This window comes from Rhizobium laguerreae (genome assembly GCF_019778565.1).
Taxonomy (GTDB): Bacteria; Pseudomonadota; Alphaproteobacteria; order Rhizobiales; family Rhizobiaceae; genus Rhizobium; species Rhizobium laguerreae.
This window is the reverse complement of the sequence record NZ_JAAXQT010000007.1, coordinates 184,762-205,616: the sequence shown is the minus strand read 5'-3', so window position 1 is coordinate 205,616 and position 20,855 is coordinate 184,762. Positions and strand designations below refer to the sequence as shown.

The 20,855-nt window shown below is 61.3% G+C and carries 18 protein-coding genes; 10 read left to right on the top strand and 8 right to left on the bottom strand.

The window, feature by feature from the left end; all coding sequences use genetic code 11:
- Positions 1-14: 14 nt before the first annotated feature.
- The 6 genes from HFO71_RS21950 to HFO71_RS21925 all read right to left on the bottom strand — a co-directional run bounded on the left by HFO71_RS21950 (position 15) and on the right by HFO71_RS21925 (position 7,829).
- Positions 15-2,159, bottom strand: a complete 2,145-nt coding sequence (locus HFO71_RS21950) for a methyl-accepting chemotaxis protein (RefSeq protein ID WP_132612051.1) — start codon at positions 2,157-2,159, stop codon at positions 15-17.
- A 16-nt stretch (positions 2,160-2,175) separates the two neighbouring features.
- A complete protein-coding gene (locus HFO71_RS21945) occupies positions 2,176-3,105 on the bottom strand; it encodes a substrate-binding domain-containing protein (protein ID WP_077976877.1) in 930 nt (309 codons plus the stop codon).
- A gap of 198 nt (positions 3,106-3,303) precedes the next feature.
- A complete protein-coding gene (locus HFO71_RS21940; protein WP_221988412.1) occupies positions 3,304-4,188 on the bottom strand; it encodes a carbohydrate ABC transporter permease in 885 nt (294 codons plus the stop codon).
- The gene (locus HFO71_RS21935) at positions 4,178-5,152 is read right to left on the bottom strand and encodes a carbohydrate ABC transporter permease (protein WP_183594545.1); all 975 of its coding nucleotides are present in this window, start codon (positions 5,150-5,152) and stop codon (positions 4,178-4,180) included. Before HFO71_RS21935 ends, HFO71_RS21940 begins: the two co-directional genes overlap by 11 nt.
- A gap of 81 nt (positions 5,153-5,233) precedes the next feature.
- Positions 5,234-6,457: an ABC transporter substrate-binding protein gene (locus tag HFO71_RS21930; RefSeq protein WP_077976875.1), complete on the bottom strand. Its 1,224-nt coding sequence runs from the start codon at positions 6,455-6,457 to the stop codon at positions 5,234-5,236.
- A gap of 49 nt (positions 6,458-6,506) precedes the next feature.
- Positions 6,507-7,829: an alpha-L-fucosidase gene (locus tag HFO71_RS21925; protein WP_025397160.1), complete on the bottom strand. Its 1,323-nt coding sequence runs from the start codon at positions 7,827-7,829 to the stop codon at positions 6,507-6,509.
- Positions 7,830-8,035: 206 nt separating this feature from the next.
- On the opposite strand from HFO71_RS21925, the gene HFO71_RS21920 reads away from it, so the two are divergent.
- The 4 genes from HFO71_RS21920 to HFO71_RS21905 all read left to right on the top strand — a co-directional run bounded on the left by HFO71_RS21920 (position 8,036) and on the right by HFO71_RS21905 (position 11,739).
- Positions 8,036-9,043, top strand: a complete 1,008-nt coding sequence (locus HFO71_RS21920; RefSeq protein ID WP_077976874.1) for a LacI family DNA-binding transcriptional regulator — start codon at positions 8,036-8,038, stop codon at positions 9,041-9,043.
- Positions 9,044-9,239: 196 nt separating this feature from the next.
- On the top strand, positions 9,240-9,968 hold the full coding sequence (locus HFO71_RS21915; protein WP_077976873.1) for a FadR/GntR family transcriptional regulator: 729 nt from the start codon (positions 9,240-9,242) through the stop codon (positions 9,966-9,968).
- 185 nt (positions 9,969-10,153) lie between these two features.
- A complete protein-coding gene (locus HFO71_RS21910; protein WP_183594543.1) occupies positions 10,154-10,732 on the top strand; it encodes an isochorismatase family protein in 579 nt (192 codons plus the stop codon).
- Positions 10,729-11,739: a GlxA family transcriptional regulator gene (locus HFO71_RS21905; RefSeq protein WP_077976871.1), complete on the top strand. Its 1,011-nt coding sequence runs from the start codon at positions 10,729-10,731 to the stop codon at positions 11,737-11,739. The genes HFO71_RS21910 and HFO71_RS21905 overlap by 4 nt, the downstream gene beginning before the upstream one ends.
- Here the strand turns inward: HFO71_RS21905 and HFO71_RS21900 are convergent.
- Together HFO71_RS21900 and HFO71_RS21895 are read right to left on the bottom strand one after the other, a co-directional pair.
- Positions 11,734-12,561 carry a carbohydrate-binding protein gene (locus tag HFO71_RS21900; RefSeq protein WP_027664707.1) on the bottom strand — a complete coding sequence of 276 codons (828 nt, stop codon included), beginning with the start codon at positions 12,559-12,561 and terminating at the stop codon, positions 11,734-11,736. The genes HFO71_RS21905 and HFO71_RS21900 overlap by 6 nt on opposite strands.
- Before the next feature lie 124 nt (positions 12,562-12,685).
- Positions 12,686-14,479 carry a heparinase II/III domain-containing protein gene (locus HFO71_RS21895; RefSeq protein WP_077976869.1) on the bottom strand — a complete coding sequence of 598 codons (1,794 nt, stop codon included), beginning with the start codon at positions 14,477-14,479 and terminating at the stop codon, positions 12,686-12,688.
- Positions 14,480-14,610: 131 nt separating this feature from the next.
- On the opposite strand from HFO71_RS21895, the gene HFO71_RS21890 reads away from it, so the two are divergent.
- From HFO71_RS21890 to HFO71_RS21865, 6 genes are read left to right on the top strand one after another with little or no spacing between them, the layout of a single operon-like run.
- Positions 14,611-15,597, top strand: a complete 987-nt coding sequence (locus HFO71_RS21890) for a carbohydrate ABC transporter permease (RefSeq protein ID WP_205930124.1) — start codon at positions 14,611-14,613, stop codon at positions 15,595-15,597.
- Entirely contained in the window at positions 15,594-16,430 is an 837-nt protein-coding gene (locus HFO71_RS21885; RefSeq protein ID WP_077976868.1) for a carbohydrate ABC transporter permease, read from the top strand. The genes HFO71_RS21890 and HFO71_RS21885 overlap by 4 nt, the downstream gene beginning before the upstream one ends.
- Positions 16,431-16,434: 4 nt before the next feature.
- Positions 16,435-17,607 (top strand): glycoside hydrolase family 88 protein, encoded by a 1,173-nt coding sequence (locus tag HFO71_RS21880; protein ID WP_221980014.1) that lies wholly within the window; start codon positions 16,435-16,437, stop codon positions 17,605-17,607.
- Positions 17,608-17,622: 15 nt separating this feature from the next.
- Positions 17,623-18,732, top strand: coding sequence for an ABC transporter ATP-binding protein (locus HFO71_RS21875; protein ID WP_168285901.1), 1,110 nt, complete (start codon positions 17,623-17,625; stop codon positions 18,730-18,732).
- Positions 18,733-18,752: 20 nt separating this feature from the next.
- Complete coding sequence (locus HFO71_RS21870) at positions 18,753-19,478, top strand: DUF624 domain-containing protein (RefSeq protein WP_131641309.1); 726 nt, start codon at positions 18,753-18,755, stop codon at positions 19,476-19,478.
- A 40-nt stretch (positions 19,479-19,518) separates the two neighbouring features.
- Complete coding sequence (locus HFO71_RS21865) at positions 19,519-20,793, top strand: ABC transporter substrate-binding protein (RefSeq protein ID WP_221988411.1); 1,275 nt, start codon at positions 19,519-19,521, stop codon at positions 20,791-20,793.
- The last annotated feature ends 62 nt before the right edge of the window (positions 20,794-20,855 follow it).

Genomic DNA, 20,855 nt, shown 5'->3' with positions numbered 1-20,855 from the left:
GCATCGACAGGACGTCAGGATGCCATTGCGTAGTGGCGATGTTCCGATGCCCGGCCGCTGCCCGTTCTGAACCGCCGCAGCAATTCGGCAAGGCTTTCGGTTTCATGTGTCAGGCTCTGGGCGGCCGCCGTGGTCTCTTCGACCATCGCGGCGTTCTGCTGCGTCACCTTGTCCATCTGGTCGCCGGCAGCCGAGACCTCGCGCAGGCTTGTCGCCTGCTCGCGGGCGGCAACGGCGATCTCGGCCACGGTCGCATTCATGGCGGTGACCTGCTCGACGATCTGTTCGAGCGAAAGGCCGGATTCGCCCACCAGCTGGACACCGGTCTTGACCTGCGCCGAGGAGGTGGAGATCAGCTGCTTGATCTCCCTTGCCGCGTTGGCGGAGCGCTGGGCGAGCTCGCGGACTTCCTGGGCGACGACGGCAAAACCCTTGCCCGCCTCGCCGGCGCGGGCCGCTTCCACGCCGGCATTCAGCGCCAGCAGGTTGGTCTGGAAGGCGATCTCGTCGATGACGCTGATGATGTTGCCGATCTTGGACGACGAATTTTGAATTTCCGTCATCGCATCGATGGCGCGGGCAACGATCTCGCCGCCCTTTTCCGCATTGGTACGCGCGGTTGCCACGACACCCTGGGCACGGCTTGCGCCCTCCGCCGTTCCATTGACGCCGCGGGTCACTTCACCCAGCGCCGCGACGGTCTCCTCCAGCGAGGCTGCCTGCTGCTCGGTGCGGCGGGCGAGATCGTTGGAGGCGGTGGAGATCTCCGCAAGGCCGGAGCGGATGGTGGCGACCGCGCGAATGACGGAGTCGACCGCCTCTTCGAGGCTCGCGACAGAATTGTTGAAATGATCCCGGATCCTAACATAGCGGTGGTCGACTTCGCCGACGCGAACGGTGAGATCGCCCTTCGAGAGTGCGTCCAGCCCGACTGAGATCTGGCGGAACGCGTGCTCCATCACCTGCGCATCGCTGAGCCGCTCGGCTTCCTGCCGGAGCCGCTCTTCTTCGGCCGCCAGGCGGGCGCGTTCGGCATTGGCTTCGGCGATCAACTTGGCGCGCCCCGTTTCCTGGAAAACCTTCAGCGAACGCGCCATGGCCCCCAGTTCGTGGCGGTGCTCGACGCCGGTTATCGCTATCCCTTCCTCACCACGGGCAAGCTGCTCCATGGACTGGGCCATGTTGCGCACCGCCGAGGAAATCAATCGGCCGACGAAATAGGAAAGGACGAGGCCGATGACGATCAGCAGGCCGCTGATGACGAGCGTCGCGCTGGTCGCGGAGGCAACCGTTGCATCCACCGAACCGTCCAGGGTCTTCTGCGCACCGGTAACAGTTGCCTGCAGATCCTTGAAGCCGCCTGAGATTTTCGGTGCAAGCACGCTGAGCTGCGTCTGGCGGATATTGCCCGAGGCCTGCAGCACGTCCTTCATGTCGACGAGACGAGCGGTGTAGTTCTGCATGAGCTGGCCGGCGCCCATCAGGCGCTTCTTCTGCAGCTCGTTCTTTGCGGCCTTGGCGGCGGCTTCGTTGAGCGCGACCGCTTCGGCGAGTGCCGCCTGCGCCGTGTCATAGGCCGCAAAATCATCGGAATGCACGAAGCGTTCGGAGAAATAGAGGCTGCGGTTCAGGGCCTCCAGTGTCGCCGCCGTCATCTGCAGCAGGGCCACATCGTTCTGGCGCCAGGCGCTGCGCACGACGTCGTTGAGCGCGATACTGGTCCAGGGGCCGAATTCGGTGACCTTGGAGATCAAGGCATCACGCCTGGCCTGCAGCGCAACGATTTCTTCGAAAGCCTTGCCATAGGTGGCGATGTCCTGGCGGATCGCAGCAAGGCCGGACTGCAGGTCCTTGTTGCCGGCAAAACGCGGGTCGTCGGCGTCGAACGCTTTCACGCCGGCGCGGAAGCGATCGACGACATCCTGCGTCGGCGTGGAGCGAAAGGCTTCCGCCGACATCTGAATCTCGTTCAGCTGGTCGCTGTAGTCCGAGATGGCGAGACTTTGGCCGGCCGTGGCGCGATAGGACGAGAAGATCGAGGCGAGCCCGTTCATGCCCGAGATCGCGCTGACCGTGAGCAGGCTCATCAACAGGATCAATGGCACGAAGCCGGAGGTGATCTGTGCGCGAATGCCGAATTTATTCCAGAAATGCAACATCATAGTCCTCTTATGCTCACTGGCTCTTCGGCAGATAGGTGGCAATGTTCTCAGGTGTGACGAGTTCGAAGGGAACGTTGTTTTCGCGCGGCACCTTCTCTTTCCGGATCAGCTTGACGGCAGCGTCGACAGCGGCAGCACCCTGTCCGACGGCGCTCTGGAGAATGGTCACGTCGAGATCGCCGGCCACCATCGCGGCGAGCGCGTCATCGGTCGCGTCGACGCCGGCGACGACGACGTCCTTCATCGGGATATTGTTCTTCTTCATGGCCCGGATCGCGCCGAGCGCCATCTCGTCATTATTGGCGATGACCGCGTCGAACTTGACGCCGGCCGACAGCCATTCCTGCATCTGCTGATCGGCATAATCGCTCGACCAATAGGCCGCCTGCCGCTCGACGATCTGAAGACCCTTGCAATCCGGGGTGGCGATGACGTCGGAGATGTCCTGGGTGCGGGCGCGGGCGGCCGCGTGGAAGGGTTCGCCCATCAGCACGACGACACGGCCTTTGCCTTTGAGGAGCGCGCAGACCTGCTTGGTCTCCAACGTTCCGGATTCCTTCTCGTTGGAGGCGACCACTACCTGATTATCCGGCAGGTCCAGTAGGTTGGAAGGAACATTGTTGATGTAGACCAGCGGAATACCGGCATCTGCCGCCATCTTGGTCATTTGCGGCCCGAGATCGCCATCGGAAACTGCAAGGATGATGGCGTCGACCTTGTCGGCAATGAGCTTCTGCACCTGCTGCTTCTGGAGCTCGTTGTCGCCCTTGGCGCTTTCGGTGACGAGCTTGAGGCCCGATATCGTCTGTCCATGCGAGACGACGCCGTTCAGAAGTGCCGTTCTGAATTTGTCGAGATCGGACATCGAAACACCGATCGTCTGGGCATGGGCAGCAGAGATCGATATCGCCAAGGCGATGGATGCAAGCGTAGCCGTTTTCATGAATTCCCCTGCGCAATTCGAATATGAAGGGGTTATTTCAAATTTTGGTTAAATTTTACTTTTCGGCCAGGAGCAAAAGTTAACCGCGGGGATATGGTTGCGGCGGCACGAGAACCTTCTTCGGCGGCGATAGACCGGACTTGAAGCGCATCACAGCAAACTTGATGCGATGCGCTTAAATCTTTGTTCTTATGAAGATTAGCGCCCACCAAAGCCGGAGCTGACGGTGATGCCCTTGTAGATCACCCTCTGCAACACGATGGCCAGGATGACGCCGGGCACCATGGAGATCGTCGCACCGGCCATGATGTAATTCCACGCGGTGCCCTGCTGTGTCTGGAACAGGGTGAGCCCGAGCGGCAGCGTGGCCATTTCGACGCCGCTGGTGGCGATCAGCGGCCAGAGGAAACTCTTCCACTGCGCGATGAAGGTGAACAGCGCCAGCAGGCCGATGGCCGGCATGGCAAGTGGAACGATGACCGTGACCAGGATGCGCAGGCGCGAAGCCCCGTCCATCATCGCCGCCTCGTCGAGATCCTTGGGAATGCCGAGGATGAACTGCCGCAGCAGAAAGGTGCCGAAGGAGCTGAAGGCGACCGGCAGGATCATGCCGTGATAGGTGTTGATCCAGCCGAGCTTGCTGACGACGAGGAAGAGCGGGATGACCAACATCACCTGCGGGATCATCAGCGTGCTGAGATAGGTAAGCAGAAGCCCCTCCCGTCCGGGAAATCTCAGCCGGGCGAAGGCGTAGGCAGACAGGCAGGAGACTGCAATCACGATCGCCGTAACGCCACAGGCGACCACGAAGGAATTCAACAGGAAGGTTCCAAATGGCAGGGAAACCAGGGCTTCGACGAATGTTCCCCAATGATACTCCTCGGGCAAGATGCGGACCGGCACAGCCATCACCTCGGCATTGGAGCGCACCGCGTTCGACACCATCCAGAAGAAGGGGAAGAGGAAAAGCAGCGCGATCAGCGAAAGTGCCGTGTAGCTGACGAAGGTGCCGACGCGCCGCAATATGCGGTGACGACGCTGGGACACGGAATGCGGATGCCGCGAGGTCTGATCAATCGTCATAGTGCACCCATTTGCGCTGCATGTGGAATTGCAGGATGGTGAGCGCCATGATCATGACGAACATCACCCAGGCCAATGCGGAGGCATAGCCCATCTGGAAGTTGGAGAAGCCTTTCTGGTAGATGGCGAAACCGAGCGTGGCCGTCGCCGAGCCCGGGCCGCCGCGCGTCATGGCAAATATCTCGTCGAAGACCTGCAGCGAGGTAATCGCCGTCATAACAGTGCCAAAGAAGATGGTCGGCGAGATGAGCGGCAGGCGGATGCGCCAGAAGCGCTGCCAGGCGTTGGCGCCGTCGATCGTCGCCGCCTCGAGATAGTGCTTCGGCACCAGGTCGAGGGCGGCGTTGAACATCACGACATTATAGCCGACATTTGCCCACAAGGTGACAAGCACGACCGCCTGCATGGCCCAAGTCGAGCTCAGCAGGAAATTCGGCAGGCCGAGGCCGAGCGCGCGGATAATGGTGTCGGCCAGGCCGTCCGGCGTGAAGATCAGCAACCACACCACCGACGCCGCGATGGTCGGTGTAAAGGTCGGCAGGAAGAAGATCACCCGGAAGATCGCCTTGCCGCGCTTCAGGCTCGATATCCAGACCGCGAGCGTCAGCGAGACGATGATATTCAGCGCCAGATACTCGACGGCAAAGAACAGCGTGTTGCTCAATACGGTGTAGAAGGCCGGATCGACAGTGAAGAGCCTGATGTAATTCTGAAAGCCGACGAAGGATGGCGTCGAGATCAGCTGCCAGTTGGTAAAGCTGAGCGCCAGCGACGCCACAATCGGCAAGGCCATGAAGACCATGAAGCCGAGGAAGCTCGGCAGCAGGAACAGCATGGCTGTCTGCGTCTCCGGCTTCAGGAAGCGCCGTGGTTGACCGGGTTGCAAGGGAACTTCGGCAACAGCGCTTTGCGACATGTCTTCCTCCATGCGCGGCTGGTCCTGCCGCAGCGAGAGCTGGCGCATGACCCGAAGATCGGAATGGATTTTCCGAAAGGATCAGACGCAGATTTCAAAGCAAGGCGCGTCCTGCCGGACGCGCTGGCTCTATTGCTGCGCGAGGCTCTGGATGGACTCCATCGTCTGCTTGGCGTCGACGCTACCGGCGAAAGCCGGCGGGAAATACTGGTTGAAGAGATTTTCCACCGCTGCCCAGTTGTTGGTGATCACGTAAGGCACGGAGTGCGCCAGGGAATAGTCGATGGCCTCGCCGCCGTTGGTGATGTCCTTGGCCGCCACCTTGTACCAGGCGGATTGCGACGCAGTGCGCGCCGGCAAGGCACGGCCCTGTTCCGCGAGATAGGACAAGGCTTCCGGGCTGGTCAGCACCTGGATCGCCTTCCAGGCCGCGTCCTTGTTCTTGCTCGTCGTGGAAATACCGAAGCCGGAGCCTGCGGTCACGGCCGAAAGTTCGCCCTCTTCGCGCGGCAGGGTGGTGAGGCCGATTTTGAACTTCGCCTGGCCCTTCATGCCGATGATCGACCAGGGGCCGTCGATATACATGGCGACGTTACCCGAATTGAACCGGCCCTGGACGACATCACCGGGATTCGCGCCACCTGATGGAACCAGCGGCGCGATCTTATCCTTGGCTGCAAAGCCGATCAGCCTGTCGGCGGCAGCAACTGCGCTCGCACTGGTCAAGTCAAGCTCGCCGGCGTCGTTGACGTATTTATCGCCCCAGGCCGCGGCCAGGACCGAATAGTTCGTCGGGGTGATGCCGAAGCCATACTTGCCGTCCTTCGTCAGCTTCTTGGCGGCATCGGTGAACTCGGCAAGCGTCCAGCCCGGCTTCGGCAGCGGAACGCCGGCGGCTTCGAGCGCGTCCTGGTTATAATAGATGACCCACGGACCAACGTCGTAAGGCAGACCGTAGAGCTGCTTGTCGACGGACATGCCTCCGATGATCGAGGGGGTGAAGGCACCGACGTCGAACTTATCGGCCTCGATCCGGTCATTCAGCGGCTCGAGCAGCGAATAGAAGTTCGGCATGCGCAGCGACTGCATGGAAACGATGTCGGCGAGCTGTCCCGATGCCGCCAGCACCGGCAGCCGCGTCCAATAGTCGACCCAGCCCGTCGTCGTCAGCGTCACCTTGATGTCGGGATACTTGGCGGTCACCATCTCTGCCAGGTGCTGCCAACTCTTGGTGTCGGTTTCGGAGCCGGTCCACATCTGCCAGGTCAGATTGACCTGCTCGGCCGATGCGGCTGTGGCAAAAAGACTGCTGCCGATAGCGGCAAGCAAAAGCGTTTTCTTCAGAACCTTCATGGGTTTCTCCTCCCTCCATGAACGCAAAGGACACGCGGTGCGATCGAGCTCACGCCTTGAGGACGATCTCGATCACCGGGACGGTAACGTCAGGTTGCCGGACCGGCAGTTCGAGCGTGATCATGCCTTCCGGCACCATCACGCCGATGTTGGAATCCACTTCCTTCGTCTGGCTGAGCCAGCGCACTTCGCTGGCGTCATGCAGGAACTGCGCATAGGCGATCCTGTCGGCGAGACCTTCGATGTGGATGTGGCGATAAGGCCAATTGTAGACGTGCAGATAAAGACGGTTGCCGCGCTGGGTATAGCGGCAGCCGGCCGGCACCGGATAGTCGGACGGCCCCGCCCCATAGATGGAGCGCCCGTTGACGGCCATCCAGTTCTGGTAGACCTCCAGCGCAGCGATGGCGCGCGCATCGAGCGTGCCCCGGCCGGTCGGGCCAACATTCATCAGGAGGTTACCGCCGAGCGAGACGGAATCGATGAGCAGCTGGATGATCTGTTCCGGGCTCTTCCAGGTATCCTCGTCACGGTGATATCCCCAGGAACCGCTGAAGGTGTGGCAGGCTTCCCAGAGCACCCCCTGGCTGGCGATGGCGGGGGCGACCCGCGGCGTATATTGCTCCGGTGTCGTTACGTCGGGCAGGGTGCCGGGCGGCAGATCGAGGCGGTTGTTGACGATGATGCCGGGCTGCAGCTCGCGCACCAGATCGACCAGCCGCTCGCTCTCCCAGTCGCCGCGCCCCTTGCCGGGCAGGCCATGATATTCGCGCCCCGGATAGCTGAAATCGAACCAGATGATGTCGACGCGGCCGAAGCCGGTCAGAAGTTCGCGCACCTGTTCGCGCATATAGGCAGCGTAGTTGGCGATGTTACGGCCGGCATTCAGTGCCTTGGCGTCCGGATGATTGCGCAAGGGATGGTGAACGTCGATCGGGAAATCGGGATGGTGCCAGTCAAGCAGCGAATAGTAGAAGCCGATCTTCAGCCCTTCGGCACGGAAGGCGTCGACCAGCGGCGTGAGCAGATCCTTGCCACAGGGCGTGTTCGGCGCCTTGTAGTCCGTCACCTTGCTGTCCCAGAGGCAGAAACCCTCGTGATGCTTGGTCGTCACCACGACATATTTCATGCCGGCGAGACGTGCCCGGCGAGCCCATTCCTTGGGATCGTAGAGATCAGGATCGAAATTGTCGAAATAGCGCTGGTAATGCTCGTCGGTCAGCTCTTCCCGGTTCTTCAACCACTCGTGCCGGGCGCCCAGCGCATAGAGGCCCCAATGAATGAACATGCCCAGGCGATCGTGGCTGAACCAGGCGTGTTTGCCCGCCCCTCCCGACGCCGGATTTTCCGGCTGGCGTTCCGAACTCATCACAGGTTTCTCCTCCCTGTTTTCCGGTCCAACATCATATCGAACCGGTTCGGTACGTGATAATCCGACCTGATCCGACGCCTGTCAAGCTGAAATTTTCGATCGCAAGATCAGGAAGACAAGCCTTGCAACCAGCCAGTTTGGAGCATGCAGGTTGCGTCCACCGACAAAATCGGACATAACAAAGCATTAGAACCGGTTCGACAAACATGACCACGATACGAGACGTAGCGCGCCTTGCGGGGGTTTCCATCTCGACCGTCTCGCTCGCGCTCAACAGCCCGAAGCGGGTCGGCGTCGAAACGCTCGACCGCATTCAGCAGGCGATAAAATCGACCGGTTACCGCATCGACCCGGTGGCCCAGACGCTGGCGCGCGGACGCAGCTCGCTGATCGGTTTCGTTTCGGCCAATCTCGGCAACATGTTCTTCGGCGACATCCGTCGAGAGATCGAGCACCAGGCGCTCGACCACGGCTATTTCGTCCTGATCGCCGACTCCTCCGGCAGGGCCGATCTCGAACGGGCGCTGCTGGAGCGGCTGGAGGCGCAGAAGATCGCCGGCATTGCGCTGGCGGCAAACGGGCGCGGCGAGGAGTACGCCACCTTCCTGCGCGACTTCAAGACTCCGATCGTGATGTTCGACCAGAAGCTGGAAGGCGCCGAACGCGATTTTGTCGGCTCCGATAACCCGCTAACCACCACCATCCTGACGGAACATCTGCTGCAGCTCGGTCACAGGCGCATCGGCTTCATCTCCGGACCGAGTGGCCTGCACACCGCCGACGAGCGCCTGAAGGGCTTCATCAACACAATGGCCGGCGCCGGCGTGGACATCGACCCTTCGCTGGTAGTCGAAGGCGGCTACACCAGGACCGGCGGTCATGCGCAGGCGATGCGCCTCTTGACCCGTCGCGACCGGCCGACCGCCATCATCGGAGCCAACAACATGACCGGCCTCGCAGCACTGCAGGTGATGCAGGAGATGGGCTTCCGCTGCCCTGACGACGTGTCGCTGGCGATGGTCGACGACGTGCCCTGGAGCAATGTCATCACCCCTCGCATCACCATGGTCGTGCAGGATGCGCAGAAGCTCGGGGAATTGGCGGCCCAGCGCCTCCTGGCAAGAATAGCAAGCCCGGAGGCTGCCGCAGCACCCCCGCAGGATTTTATCCTGACGCCGAAGTTCGTGCGCGGGGAGTCGACCAAGCGGTTGTGAGTGCTTCTCCAGATCCGCACACCTATGCCAAAGCCGCGTCGAAAGACGCCAGCGCGGTGCCGGATTCCGCTGGTTGGCCCTTGTCCATTGAAAGGCGGGCAAATTTGTCATACATGTGTGATGAATCGTGAATTCGCAGTGCCGCGCATTTGAGCGGCATTCGGATCAAGAGCCGATGCGGGGGTCAGGCGTGGCTATGCAGATGAAGGATCGCAGCAAAGGCTCCGGCTCGCTGGTCTCACAGGTTGGCGAAAGTCTCCGGCAAGCCATATTGAGCGGCCAGTATTCTGCTGGCGACAAGCTTCCGAGCGAGCACGAACTGACCGAAACCCACAGCGTCAGCCGCACCGTCGTGCGCGAGGCAGTGGCAGCACTTCGCTCCGACGGGCTTGTCGAGGTGCGCCAAGGGGCCGGGATTTTCGTACTCGGCGCCGATCCCTCGCTCTCCGCGCGGAAAGTCGACAAGGCCCGCGTCGCCTCCGATCTTGAGGTCCTCGAGATCAGAACACCTGTCGAAATCGAGGCCGCCGGTCTTGCGGCCTTGCGCCGCTCGCCCGCACAGGAGGAGGCGATTTTCGAATGCCACCGGAAAATCCTCCAATGTATTGAGAGCGATCAATCCATTCGCGAGGCTGATCTCGAGCTCCATGCCGCAATCGCCGAAGCCACGAACAATCCGCTGTTCAGGCAGTTCCTGGAATCGCAGGGCTCGGCGATCATCCCGCAGTCGAGGCTCGTTCCGGAAACGAGGACCGCCGAACAGACCGCCTATCGAAAGCTGATCCACAAGGAGCACGAGGCAATTGTCGTCGCCATCTCTGACAGAGATGATCGGGCCGCCCGCAACGCGATGCGCGACCATCTGGTCGGCAGCCAAGCCAGGTACCGCAACCTGCTAAGAGATCTGCGCAGCTTTACAAGCTGAGACCTGATCCGGAATTGCGTGGCCGTTTATGTACGCCCGACCGGCAGGTGCTGGATGTGGCCCGAGGCCCTTGGGGCAAGGTCGCCCCCGAGTGTGGATATTGGCGCGAATTGTCCGCTATTTGTCCGACGCGCGCATTTTCCCCTGTCTTCAAATCGCCGAATATGACTTCATGATCAACCTGCATGGAGCAAAAAATGTCCGGCCATGATACTGTCCTTTTCGTTATCGACGCCCAGGAGTCCTTCAGACACCGGGATTACTGGGATGAAACCCTCGCTTCCGCCTATATCGATCGTCAGCAGGCTCTGATCGACGGCGCGGAAGCCGATGGAATACCCATCATCCAGATCTTCCATGTCGATGAAAACGGGCCGTTTTCGGAAGCATCCGGGTTCGTCAGCACACTCGCCCCGCTCAGGATCGCTCTCAAGGCGACGTTTAGGAAGAGGCGCCATAGCGCTCTGGTCGGTTCGGGTCTCGACGTGTGGCTGACCGAGAACGGCGTTCGTCGAATCCTCGTCTCCGGCATCCGCACCGAACAGTGCTGCGAAACCACGACCCGCCATGCCTCGGATCTCGGCTATCAAGTCGACTATGTCGGCGAGGCGACCCTGACCTTCCCGATGACCGACGGCGCAGGACGCACCTGGAGCGCCAAGGAAATCCGGGATCGAACCGAGCTGGTCCTGTCGGGCCGCTTCGCTCGCATCACAACCGTCGAACAGGCTTTGGCGGGGAGCGGAAAGTCTCTCGCCGCATGACCGACGCCGCGCAGCCCTTCGATATTCCGGTATTCGTCGTCGTGCCGCCGCGCGTGCTGCTGCTCGACGTCGCCGGCCCGATCGAAGTGCTGCGCAAGGCGAACCTCGAACAGCGCACGGTGCGTTTTACCGTCACCTATATCGGCCCATCGGCGACGGTCGGCAGTTCAATCGGTCTTGCCGTTACGGGCGTCGCCGCGTTACCCGAGCGCTTGCCCGATAACGCGCTCGTCGTCGTTGCCGGCAGCGCCGACGCCCCGATGGAAACCAACCGCCCGTGGGACGAACAGGAGCGCGCCGACCAGGCCGCCATCGTCGCATGGCTGAAGCGCGCCATTCTTCCGGGAATTCGTCTGATCTCGATCTGCTCGGGCGCATTGCTCGCTGCCGAGGCAGGCATGCTCGACGGCCGCGATTGCACCACCCATCATGCCTGCATAGAGGACCTGGCGAGGCTCGCGCCCACCGCGCGCGTCCGGGATAACCGGCTCTATGTCGAGGATGGAGACCGCCTCACGAGCGCCGGCATCACCGCCGGCATAGACCTTATGCTGCATATCGTTGCCGAAGCGGCGGGACATGCCTGCGCGCTTGCGGTGGCGCGATATCTTGTCGTCTATCTCAGGCGCGGCGGCTCGGATCCGCAGCTTTCGCCGTGGCTCGAAGGTCGCAACCATATCCACCCGGTCATTCACCGTGCACAGGATGCCGTCGCCGCCAACCCGTCTGAGGACTGGTCGGTGGCGTCGCTCGCCCGCCTCAGCGGCGCCAGCCCGCGCAACCTTTCACGGCTGTTCAACGAGCAGACGGGCATGAGCGTGACGGATTTCGTCAACCTTATGCGCGTGGCCCTTGCCCGCGAGATGCTCGCCGGTTCAAGGCTGGACATGGAGGCCGTCGCGATGCGCGCCGGCTTCGGCTCGGCGCGGCAGCTCCGCCGCGCCTGGAACCGTCTGAACGACGGCCCGCCGAGCGCGGCACGGGCAAGGCTGTCTACAGGCTCATAGCGCGATAGGAAGGGCGGACCGGCTGAGCCCGGTCTCCGGCACTTCCGTTCCCCAGATCTCGATCTGGGTCAGCGCCGGATAGGGCGAGGCGTCCCCGGCCTTGATCAGGCCGTGCAGTTCCACCCATTCGATGATGCAGGGCTCTATCGGAAAGGCCTGGGCGGCGCCCGATTTCACCAGCGGAAAGCAGGAGGTCCTGCCGTTCGAGAAGGTGACGCTAGCCTCCTCCCACCAGGAATCATGCGGGAAGTCAGCCCGAAGATAGAAAACGATCTCGTCGATCCTGACCGGCCTGCCGAATTCCACCGTCAGTGCTGCTTGCGGATCGCGATTGATTCCCCAGCTCGTATAGGGCCAGAAGCCGTGATCGTCATTGGCCTTTTCGCCGTCGATCGCGTTGCGCGCGGCGAAGACCGCTTCGCCGCGGGTCTCGACATTGGCGCGCGCATGCGGAAACAGAGCTCGATTGGCGTGATCGTCCCAGGGGTTGAGGGCGAGATTGCGCCGATGGACAATCTCGTCAGGGCGTATGCTTCGCGCTGAAAGCCGGTGGATATCGCCCCTGAAGGCATTCGGCGAATAGGGCTTGCGCTTATCGCCGAAGGGTACGGCGAGTGAATAGGCGCATTCCTTCATATAGACCAGGCCGGGTTGGATCGCGCCATCAAGGGAGAGGAAGACATGTCCGGGCTCGGAGACCTCCACGACCACGCGATCGCCTTCGCAATAGCTCTGGCGATAGACCAGGAACGTCTCGTCCCGGCCTGTGGAACGCGCCAGCACCGCCCCATCGGCATCCACGATCTTCAGTGTCAATTCCATGCTCGCCCTCCCCGGAGCATGATGCCGAAAAGTGTGAGCGGTTTTCGGACGACATCATGCTCTAACTATTTAATTTAGAACAGGATTCAGATTTTAGGCCGACCCGGCCTGAAATCATCCTGTTCTAGACGATTCGCAATCTCAGCAGCCTGCCGGCAAAGCTCACGCGCAGCCGATAGATTTTTTCGGGCCAGGCCGATCTCAGCCGGGCGTCCTCCACGACGATCTCGTCGATTTCGATCTCGCCGGCGCTGTCGACGAAAATGCTGCCGAGATCTGCCAGATCGATCCGGTCCGGGCTGACGGTCGGCGCCAGGCATGTCATCAGCGACAGGACCGCCGGCTTGCCCCCGTCATAGGTGTCGACGATCTCGACATGGCGGCCGCGCAGCAGGGAAACGACGCGCCGATAGCTGTGCAACTGCGCTTCGGGGGGATAGGCGTCTGAAATATCGAGCGATATGCGCGCGCTCCCTTCGTCGAACCCGACCTCGACATCGCGCGCGCCAAAAGCTTCGCCGGCGGACTGCATGACGCCTGCGAATGTCGGCAGGTTGTGGAACGCCGACTGCATCGTCCATATCTCGTAGCGCCGCGCCGAAAAGGTCTTTGCGGCATAGGTCTCGACGCCGACATCGATCAGGAACGGATGTCCGTTCTTGTAGAGCGTCACGCTCCCCACATCGTTGTGATTGTGGCCCTCGCCATTGTTGCCGCCCTTGACGGCAAGCGAAAACTGCTCGTCGCGGCCGATGAACAGGCCGATGCCGGGATAGAAGATATCGCGTCGGGATGCGGGATGCGGCCCGGCGGCAGCGGGAAGCGTCGGGCCGACCAGCAGTTCCTGCACGCGATACCAGAGGTTCCATTCCCCCGGCAGGTGCGGATTGCCGGAAGCGGCCCTGTCGGCCGCTGCGAACTTAGCCAGCATCTCAGAGCCGACCGCCTGTCCGAACAGATATTCCCGCACACTGCAGGGTTCGACCACCGCGGAAGAATCCGCGAAATTGAAATAATAGCGGCCGGCCACATGCATGTGAGCGATATATTCAGCCATGTTGCGGATCTTCGGCTGTTGCCAAAATCGGCCGAACAGGCCCGGCGCCACCCTATCCAGAATGGTCAAAGCACCATGCAGGCAGAGCGCGGCGTGGCGGTAATAGAGCACGCCCTCCTCGCAGGCGCCGTCTTCGGCATAGTTTGTCAGGAAGGCGTCGAGGCTGCCGAGCGCCTTTTTGACGACGGCGTGACGCGTGGGTTGATCTGTTTTCAGGGAGAAGGCCGTCAATAGGATGTTCTGGCTTATCCATGTCGTCCAGTTGTTCATCCGCTCTTCGCCGCGGCCCATCCACCAGAAATGCCGGGCGAGATAGGGCGAGAGGATGCGGATCTCGATCTCGCGCTCGACGCGTGCCGTAATCTCGGGGCTGATGTCGTCGAGCTCGTCGCCCAGCAATGCGACGATGGTGGCAAGCAGCGCCGCCGTTTCGGCCGCGAAGAGATCGACGACCGGCTGCGAATTGTCGGGAAGCGGCAGCCGCGCACCGCTTCGTTCATAGGCGTTATGCGCCGGAAGCTGCCAGCCGCTCTCCTCCGCGATCAGGAAGATGCCATCGACGATCTTCGGCAGGAATCGCCCTCCGCCTTCGATGAGTTCGCCGAGCACCAGATTGTTGAGCATCCGGCGCCGCGTGAAATATAGCTCCTCGAAGTGCGCGCGATTGCCTGTCGCGGTGAACTCCCGGTAATCCGACGCCGTGATCAGCGGAAAGGTGCGCGCAAGCGTCTCTTCGGCCTCGCCAATGACCAGCTCCCGTACCGCCTGCGGCACAGCGCTCCATCTGGCGCGATCGGAGCAGACCGCCCCAGGCGTGAAATCGCCCAGCACATCCGGCAGCTCTGAAATCTCGCTGAACATGTCCCTCCCCGCATTGGAAAAGCATCGATGAGCGCTTGGTCTTCATGCTCACCTATCATATGTGTTCTACGCTTTCCATGAAATTCGTATGACCTATTCAGAACTTGTTTGACCAATACCGGATATGTGCTATGTGGTTGCGGGAGGAAGAGGAGGCATCGGTGTCCATATCGAATTCGGTCATCGCGACGGATGGCGCTCCGGCAATCTCAAGCCGAAAAGTCGCGGTCTTGTCCAAGCGCCAGCGCAGGATGCGCAGCGCGCTCGTCGCCTATTCCTTCATTGCCCCGAATTTCATCGGCTTTGCCGTCTTCACGCTCGGCCCGATCCTGTTCGCCTTCGCGCTCGCCTTCATGCATTGGGACGGCTCGAATGCGATCACATTCGCCGGGCTGGACAATTTCTGGCGGCTCTTCGAGGACAAGGCCTTCATCGCGGCGTTCTGGAACACGGTCATCTACACGGTCGCCTCCGTGCCGGCGACGCTCATCTGCGCGCTCGGCCTCGCCGTTCTCCTCAACCAGAAGATCGCCGGGCGCGACTTCTTCCGCACGGCAATGTTCTTTCCCTATGTCGCTTCGCTGGTGGCCGTCGCGGTCGTCTGGAACATGATCTTCAATCCCGAGATGGGACCGGTGAACATGATCCTCTACACACTCGGCCTCGACCCGAAGAATATGCCGGGATGGGCGGCCGATCGCCACTGGGCGATGGTGACGGTGATCCTCTTCGGCATCTGGAAGAACATGGGCTATTACATGGTCATCTATCTGGCCGGCCTGCAGGGCATCAATTCGGAGCTCTATGAGGCCGCCGATCTCGATGGGGCCAATGCCTGGCAGAAGTTCATCCATGTCACCGTGCCGCAGCTCGGGCCGACGACCTTCTTCGTCACCGTGATGCTGACGATCCAGTCCTTCAAGGTGTTCGACCAGATCTACATGATCACCCAGGGCGGGCCTGGCACCTCGACGCTCGTCCTCGTCTACCACATCTACAACGAGGCCTTCATTTCCTGGGATCTCGGCTATTCCAGCATGGTTTCGCTCGTGCTGTTCTTCCTCGTGCTCGCCGTCACCGTCTTCCAGTTCCGGCGCCAGAGGGAGGACGAGGCATGAGGATCGCAGGACGCAAGGTGACCGTCAGATCGATCGCGATCTACGCCATCGTCATCGCCGTCACGCTCGTCATGCTGATGCCCTTTGCCTGGATGCTTTCGGCATCCCTGAAGCTCAGCCGCGACGTATTCGCTTTCCCAATCGAGTGGATACCGTCTGAGCCGCAATGGCAGAACTATGTGGATATCTGGACGAAGATCCCGCTTGCGCTGTTCATTTACAACACGTCGAAGCTGACGATCATCGTCACGCTGCTGCAGCTTTTGACCTCCAGCTTTGCGGCCTACGCCTTCGCGAAACTAAATTTCCCCTACAAGAACACCCTGTTCCTCGGCTACATCGCCACCATCGCCATGCCCTGGCAGGTCTATATGGTGCCGCAATTCCTGCTGATGCGTGAATTTGGCCTCAACAACACGCATCTGGCGCTGATCTGCCTGCAGGCCTTCACCGCCTTCGGCGTCTTCCTGATGCGGCAGTTCTACATGTCGATCCCGACCGAGCTCTGCGAGGCGGCCCGCATCGACGGCATGAACGAATATCAGATCTGGGCGCGCATTATGCTGCCCCTGTCGAAGCCCGCGCTCTCGACGCTGACGATCTTCACCTTCGTCACCACCTGGAACGATTTTCTCGGGCCGATGATCTACTTGACCAAGACCGAGCTGAAGACCGTCCAGATCGGCCTGCGCATGTTCATCTCGCAATATTCGGCCGAATACGGGCTCATCATGGCGGCTTCCGTCGTCGCCCTCATTCCGGTTCTCGTCGTCTTCCTCTCTCTCCAGCGTTTCTTCGTCGAGGGCATCGCCTCGACGGGACTGAAGGGTTAAATCCATGAACGCCGTCTCGTCCGTCGCCCCGCAGCCGATCACCGATCCGGAGGTCAAAGCTGCGCTCGATCTTGCCGTCGAGCAGATCAGGCGCAACCTGCCCAAGTTCACCCATGCCTCGCAGAACCATTCGAGCGTCGGAAATTTCTATCCCGCGGTGGCGAACGACCAATGGACCGCAGGTTTCTGGCCCGGTGAGCTATGGCTCGCTTTCGAGCATAGCGGCGACGCGGTTTTCCAGGATGCTGCGCAGATCCAGGTCCAGTCGTTCATGCATCGGATCGTGAACCGCATCGAGACGGATCATCACGACATGGGCTTTCTCTATTCGCCCTCCTGCATCGCCGCCTGGAAGCTCGTCGGAGACGAGGATGGCCGCAAGGCCGCCATCCTGGCCGCCGACCAGCTGATCGAGCGCTTCCAGCCCATCGGCCAGTTCATCCAGGCCTGGGGCCGCAAGGGGGTGGCGGAGGAATACCGCTACATCATCGACTGCCTGCTGAACCTGCCGCTTCTCTACTGGGCAAGCCGCGAGACCGGCGACCCGAAATATCGCGAGATCGCGCTCATTCACGCCCGCACCACACTCGCCAACTCGGTTCGGCCTGATGATTCCACCTATCACACCTTCTATATGGACCCGGTCACCGGAGCGCCGGTGCGCGGCGCCACCAAGCAGGGTTACAAAGACGACAGCGCCTGGGCGCGCGGACAGGCCTGGGCAATCGCTGGCATGGCGCTGTCCTATCGTTATGAGCGGCTCGAGGAATATGGCCAAACCTTCGACCGGCTGCTCGCCTTCTATCTCAACCGGCTGCCGGCCGACATGGTGCCCTATTGGGATCTCGTCTTTTCAGACGGCGACGGCGAGCCGCGCGACAGTTCGTCGGCATCGATCACCGCCTGCGGCCTTCTGGAGATGGCCGATCTCGTCGAGCCGGAACCGGCAGCACGCTATCGCACGCTGGCGCGGCGCATGATGAAGAGCCTTGCGGATCACTATGCGGTCAAGGATCCCAGCGTCTCGAATGGCCTGGTGCTGCACGCCACCTATTCGAAGAAATCGCCGTTCAACACCTGCCGCGGCGAGGGTGTCGATGAATGCGTCTCCTGGGGAGATTATTATTACATGGAAGCTTTGACGCGCCTTTCGCGCAGATGGTCTTCCTATTGGTGAATTCAGGAGAACCCGATGGCCAGCATTTCGCTTAAAGAGCTGAACAAGAGCTACGGTGCGCTCACCGTCGTCCATGACATCGACCTCGAGATCGCAGACAAGGAATTCATCATTCTGGTCGGCCCCTCGGGCTGCGGCAAATCGACGACGCTGCGGATGATCGCCGGCCTCGAGGAAATATCGGGCGGAGAGCTCAGGATCGGCGGCGACGTCATGAACGACGTTCCCTCCAAGGATCGGGATATCGCCATGGTCTTCCAGAATTATGCGCTCTATCCGCATATGACCGTCTACAAGAACATGGCTTTCGGCCTGCAGCTCAGGAAGGTGTCGCGCGACTTCATCGATGCCCAGGTGCAGGACGCCGCCAAGATCCTCGACATCTCTCATCTCCTGAACCGCAAGCCGAAGGCGCTTTCGGGCGGCCAGCGCCAGCGCGTCGCGCTTGGCCGCGCCATGGTGCGCAATCCGGCGGTCTTCCTTCTCGACGAGCCGCTTTCCAACCTCGACGCCAAGCTGCGCGGCACGATGCGCTCCGAAATCACCAAGCTGCACAAGCGCCTCAACGCCACCTTCATCTACGTCACCCACGACCAGGTGGAAGCGATGACCATGGCGGACCGGATCGTCGTGATGAAAGACGGGCATATCCAGCAGGTCGATACGCCGCAGAACCTCTATGACCGCCCCGTCAACATGTTCGTTGCCGGCTTCATCGGCGCGCCGCAGATGAACATGCTGCCCTCGACCATTCTGCGCCGGGGCGACGGCTACATCGCCGTCTTCGACGGCCGGGAGCTGCCGCTGCCCGCCCATTTCGACAAGGGCAGGATCGCCCCCTACGACGGCCGCGAATTGGTGCTCGGCATCCGTCCGGAGAATTTTCACGAGCTGCCGCCGGCCGACATCGCACCGGAGAACCTGGCGCCCCTCAAGGCGGTCGTGGAACTTGCCGAGCCCATGGGCTCGGAAGTGCATCTGAACATGGTGGCAGGCGGGCGCAATCTGATCGCTCGTGTCTCGCCGCGCTACCGGCCCGATATCGGCGAGGAAGCGACGCTGGTCGCCGATATGACCAATGCGCAGCTGTTCGACAAGGAAACGGAACGCTCGATTCTATACTGAGGCGCCTGCGGGAGACGGCTATGCAGTGGTTGCGGGACATGTGGACGAGGGAGGGGCCGGGCATTCCGAAGGATGCGCCGAAGAAGAACGGCCTTGCCCTGTTCGCCGAGATCCTCGTTCGCGAATGGTGGGAGATGGTTAAGCTGAACATCCTCTTCATCCTGGCCGGCCTCTTCGTCGTGACGCTGCCGGCAGCGCTCGCCGCCATGGCCCGGGTCTCGGTGGCCCTCGTGGAAGACCGCAATACCTATCTGCTGCGGGACTTCACGGAAGCCTTTCTGCGCTACTTCTGGCGCGCCACCGCCTGGGGCCTGGCGCTGGCGGGCGCTCTCGCCGTCTGCCTCTACGCGATCGCAACCTATGGCGCCGGCGCGCGGGACAATCTGTTGCTGAGCGCACCACTGACGATCGCGCTCGTCGCCACCGCCTTCGTCGCGGTCCTCGCCTGCCATCTCGTCATTCTGATGGTGATGCGCGATCTGCCGGCTCTGAGATTGCTGCGCCTCGCCGCGCTCGCCTCGGTCATCCGTCCGCTCCCGGCGCTTGCCGCGCTCGCCTTCGCCGCCAGTCTCTGGCTGGCGCATATCCTCTTCTATCCGGTTTCGGTGTTCATGCCGGCAACCGTCAATTTTTCACTCGGAATGTTCGCCGTCGCATTCGGCGTCCATCGGGCGGCGGTGATGGTTCTAGACCTGCCAAACGCAACGCAGCCGCACCGCGAACCGCATGCACGAGACGCTTTATAAAACAACTGATCCAGAGATGATCCAGGGAAGGAGAACGGGAATGTATTTGGATAAATTCGGGGGGACGGTGAAACTTGCCGTGGCGGGGTTCACCTTGGCGGCGATGACGGCCGGGGCTGCGCTTGCCCAGGACGCCGTGACGCTCAAATGGGCTTTGTGGGACTGGGACAAGACCGCCTATTACAAGCCGCTGATCGAGGCCTATCAGGCTAAGCACCCCAACGTGAAGTTCGAGCCGATGGACCTCGGCTCGCAGGACTATCAGCAGATGATCTCGACGCAGCTGACCGGCGGCTCCAAGGATATCGACATCGTCACCGTCAAGGACGTGCCGGGCTACACCAATCTGGTGCGCGCCGGCAACATTGCCGATCTCAGCGGCTTCGTGAAGGATCAGAAGATCGACCCGGCCCCCTATGGCGGCCTGATCGAGGAGCTGACCATCGATGGCAAGATCTACTCCCTGCCGTTCCGTTCCGATTTCTGGGTCGTCTATTACAACAAGGATATATTCGACAAGGCAGGCGTCCCCTACCCCACCAATGACATGACCTGGGCGCAGTTCGACGAGACCGCCGAGAAGCTTTCGGGCGGCATGGGCACCAACAAGACCTACGGCGCGCTTCTGCACACCTGGCGGTCGACCGTTCAGCTGCCCGGCATCCTCGATGGAAAACACACGCTGGTCGACGGCGACTACGGCTTCCTGAAGCCCTGGTACGAGCGGGCGCTGACCCTGCAGAAGGATGGCGCGATTCCCTCCTATGCTTTCCTGAAGACGTCGAACACGCATTATTCGGCGCTCTTCTTTAATGGCACGATCGGCATGTTGCCGATGGGAACCTGGTTCGTCGGCACCCAGATCACCAAGGTGAAATCGGGTGAATCGAAGAGCAAGAACTGGGGCATCGTGAAGTTCCCGCATCCCGACGGTGTGGCAATCGGCACGACCGCTGCGCAGATCTCGGGCCTGGCGGTCAACGCCAACTCCATTCACAAGGATGCCGCTCTCGATTTCATCAAGTTCGTCACCGGCCCTGAGGGCGCAGCAGTCATCGCGTCGACGGGCACTTTCCCTGCGCTCAAGACGGATGATGTCAGCGCCAAGATCGCGGCAACACCCGGTTTTCCTGAGGATGCGGCCAGCAAGGAGGCGCTGAAGCCGTCGAAAACCTACCTGGAGATGGCGGTCAACCCCAACGCCGCCAAGATCGAGGTCGTGCTCAATCGCGCGCATGACGCGATCATGACCGACAGCACCTCCGTCGATGACGGGCTGAAGGAAATGACCGAAGGCGTGAAGGCCATCAAGTAAGCGTCCAGAAATATCGACGGCCGCGGGCAATGTCTGCCCGCGGCCGATCCTGTTTTTCATGA

Bases quoted from the DNA above. Each gene is read 5' to 3' on its own strand.
- HFO71_RS21895 (WP_077976869.1), bottom strand. From the start codon at position 14,479: ATGTTCAGCGAGATTTCAGAGCTGCCGGATGTGCTGGGCGATTTCACG.
- HFO71_RS21930 (WP_077976875.1), bottom strand. From the start codon at position 6,457: ATGAAGGTTCTGAAGAAAACGCTTTTGCTTGCCGCTATCGGCAGCAGT.
- HFO71_RS21920 (WP_077976874.1), top strand. From the start codon at position 8,036: ATGACCACGATACGAGACGTAGCGCGCCTTGCGGGGGTTTCCATCTCG.
- HFO71_RS21915 (WP_077976873.1), top strand. From the start codon at position 9,240: ATGCAGATGAAGGATCGCAGCAAAGGCTCCGGCTCGCTGGTCTCACAG.
- HFO71_RS21910 (WP_183594543.1), top strand. From the start codon at position 10,154: ATGGAGCAAAAAATGTCCGGCCATGATACTGTCCTTTTCGTTATCGAC.
- HFO71_RS21865 (WP_221988411.1), top strand. From the start codon at position 19,519: ATGTATTTGGATAAATTCGGGGGGACGGTGAAACTTGCCGTGGCGGGG.
- HFO71_RS21905 (WP_077976871.1), top strand. From the start codon at position 10,729: ATGACCGACGCCGCGCAGCCCTTCGATATTCCGGTATTCGTCGTCGTG.
- HFO71_RS21890 (WP_205930124.1), top strand. From the start codon at position 14,611: ATGTGGTTGCGGGAGGAAGAGGAGGCATCGGTGTCCATATCGAATTCG.
- HFO71_RS21875 (WP_168285901.1), top strand. From the start codon at position 17,623: ATGGCCAGCATTTCGCTTAAAGAGCTGAACAAGAGCTACGGTGCGCTC.
- HFO71_RS21935 (WP_183594545.1), bottom strand. From the start codon at position 5,152: ATGCGCCAGCTCTCGCTGCGGCAGGACCAGCCGCGCATGGAGGAAGAC.
- HFO71_RS21880 (WP_221980014.1), top strand. From the start codon at position 16,435: ATGAACGCCGTCTCGTCCGTCGCCCCGCAGCCGATCACCGATCCGGAG.
- HFO71_RS21870 (WP_131641309.1), top strand. From the start codon at position 18,753: ATGCAGTGGTTGCGGGACATGTGGACGAGGGAGGGGCCGGGCATTCCG.
- HFO71_RS21945 (WP_077976877.1), bottom strand. From the start codon at position 3,105: ATGAAAACGGCTACGCTTGCATCCATCGCCTTGGCGATATCGATCTCT.
- HFO71_RS21940 (WP_221988412.1), bottom strand. From the start codon at position 4,188: ATGACGATTGATCAGACCTCGCGGCATCCGCATTCCGTGTCCCAGCGT.
- HFO71_RS21900 (WP_027664707.1), bottom strand. From the start codon at position 12,561: ATGGAATTGACACTGAAGATCGTGGATGCCGATGGGGCGGTGCTGGCG.
- HFO71_RS21885 (WP_077976868.1), top strand. From the start codon at position 15,594: ATGAGGATCGCAGGACGCAAGGTGACCGTCAGATCGATCGCGATCTAC.
- HFO71_RS21950 (WP_132612051.1), bottom strand. From the start codon at position 2,159: ATGTTGCATTTCTGGAATAAATTCGGCATTCGCGCACAGATCACCTCC.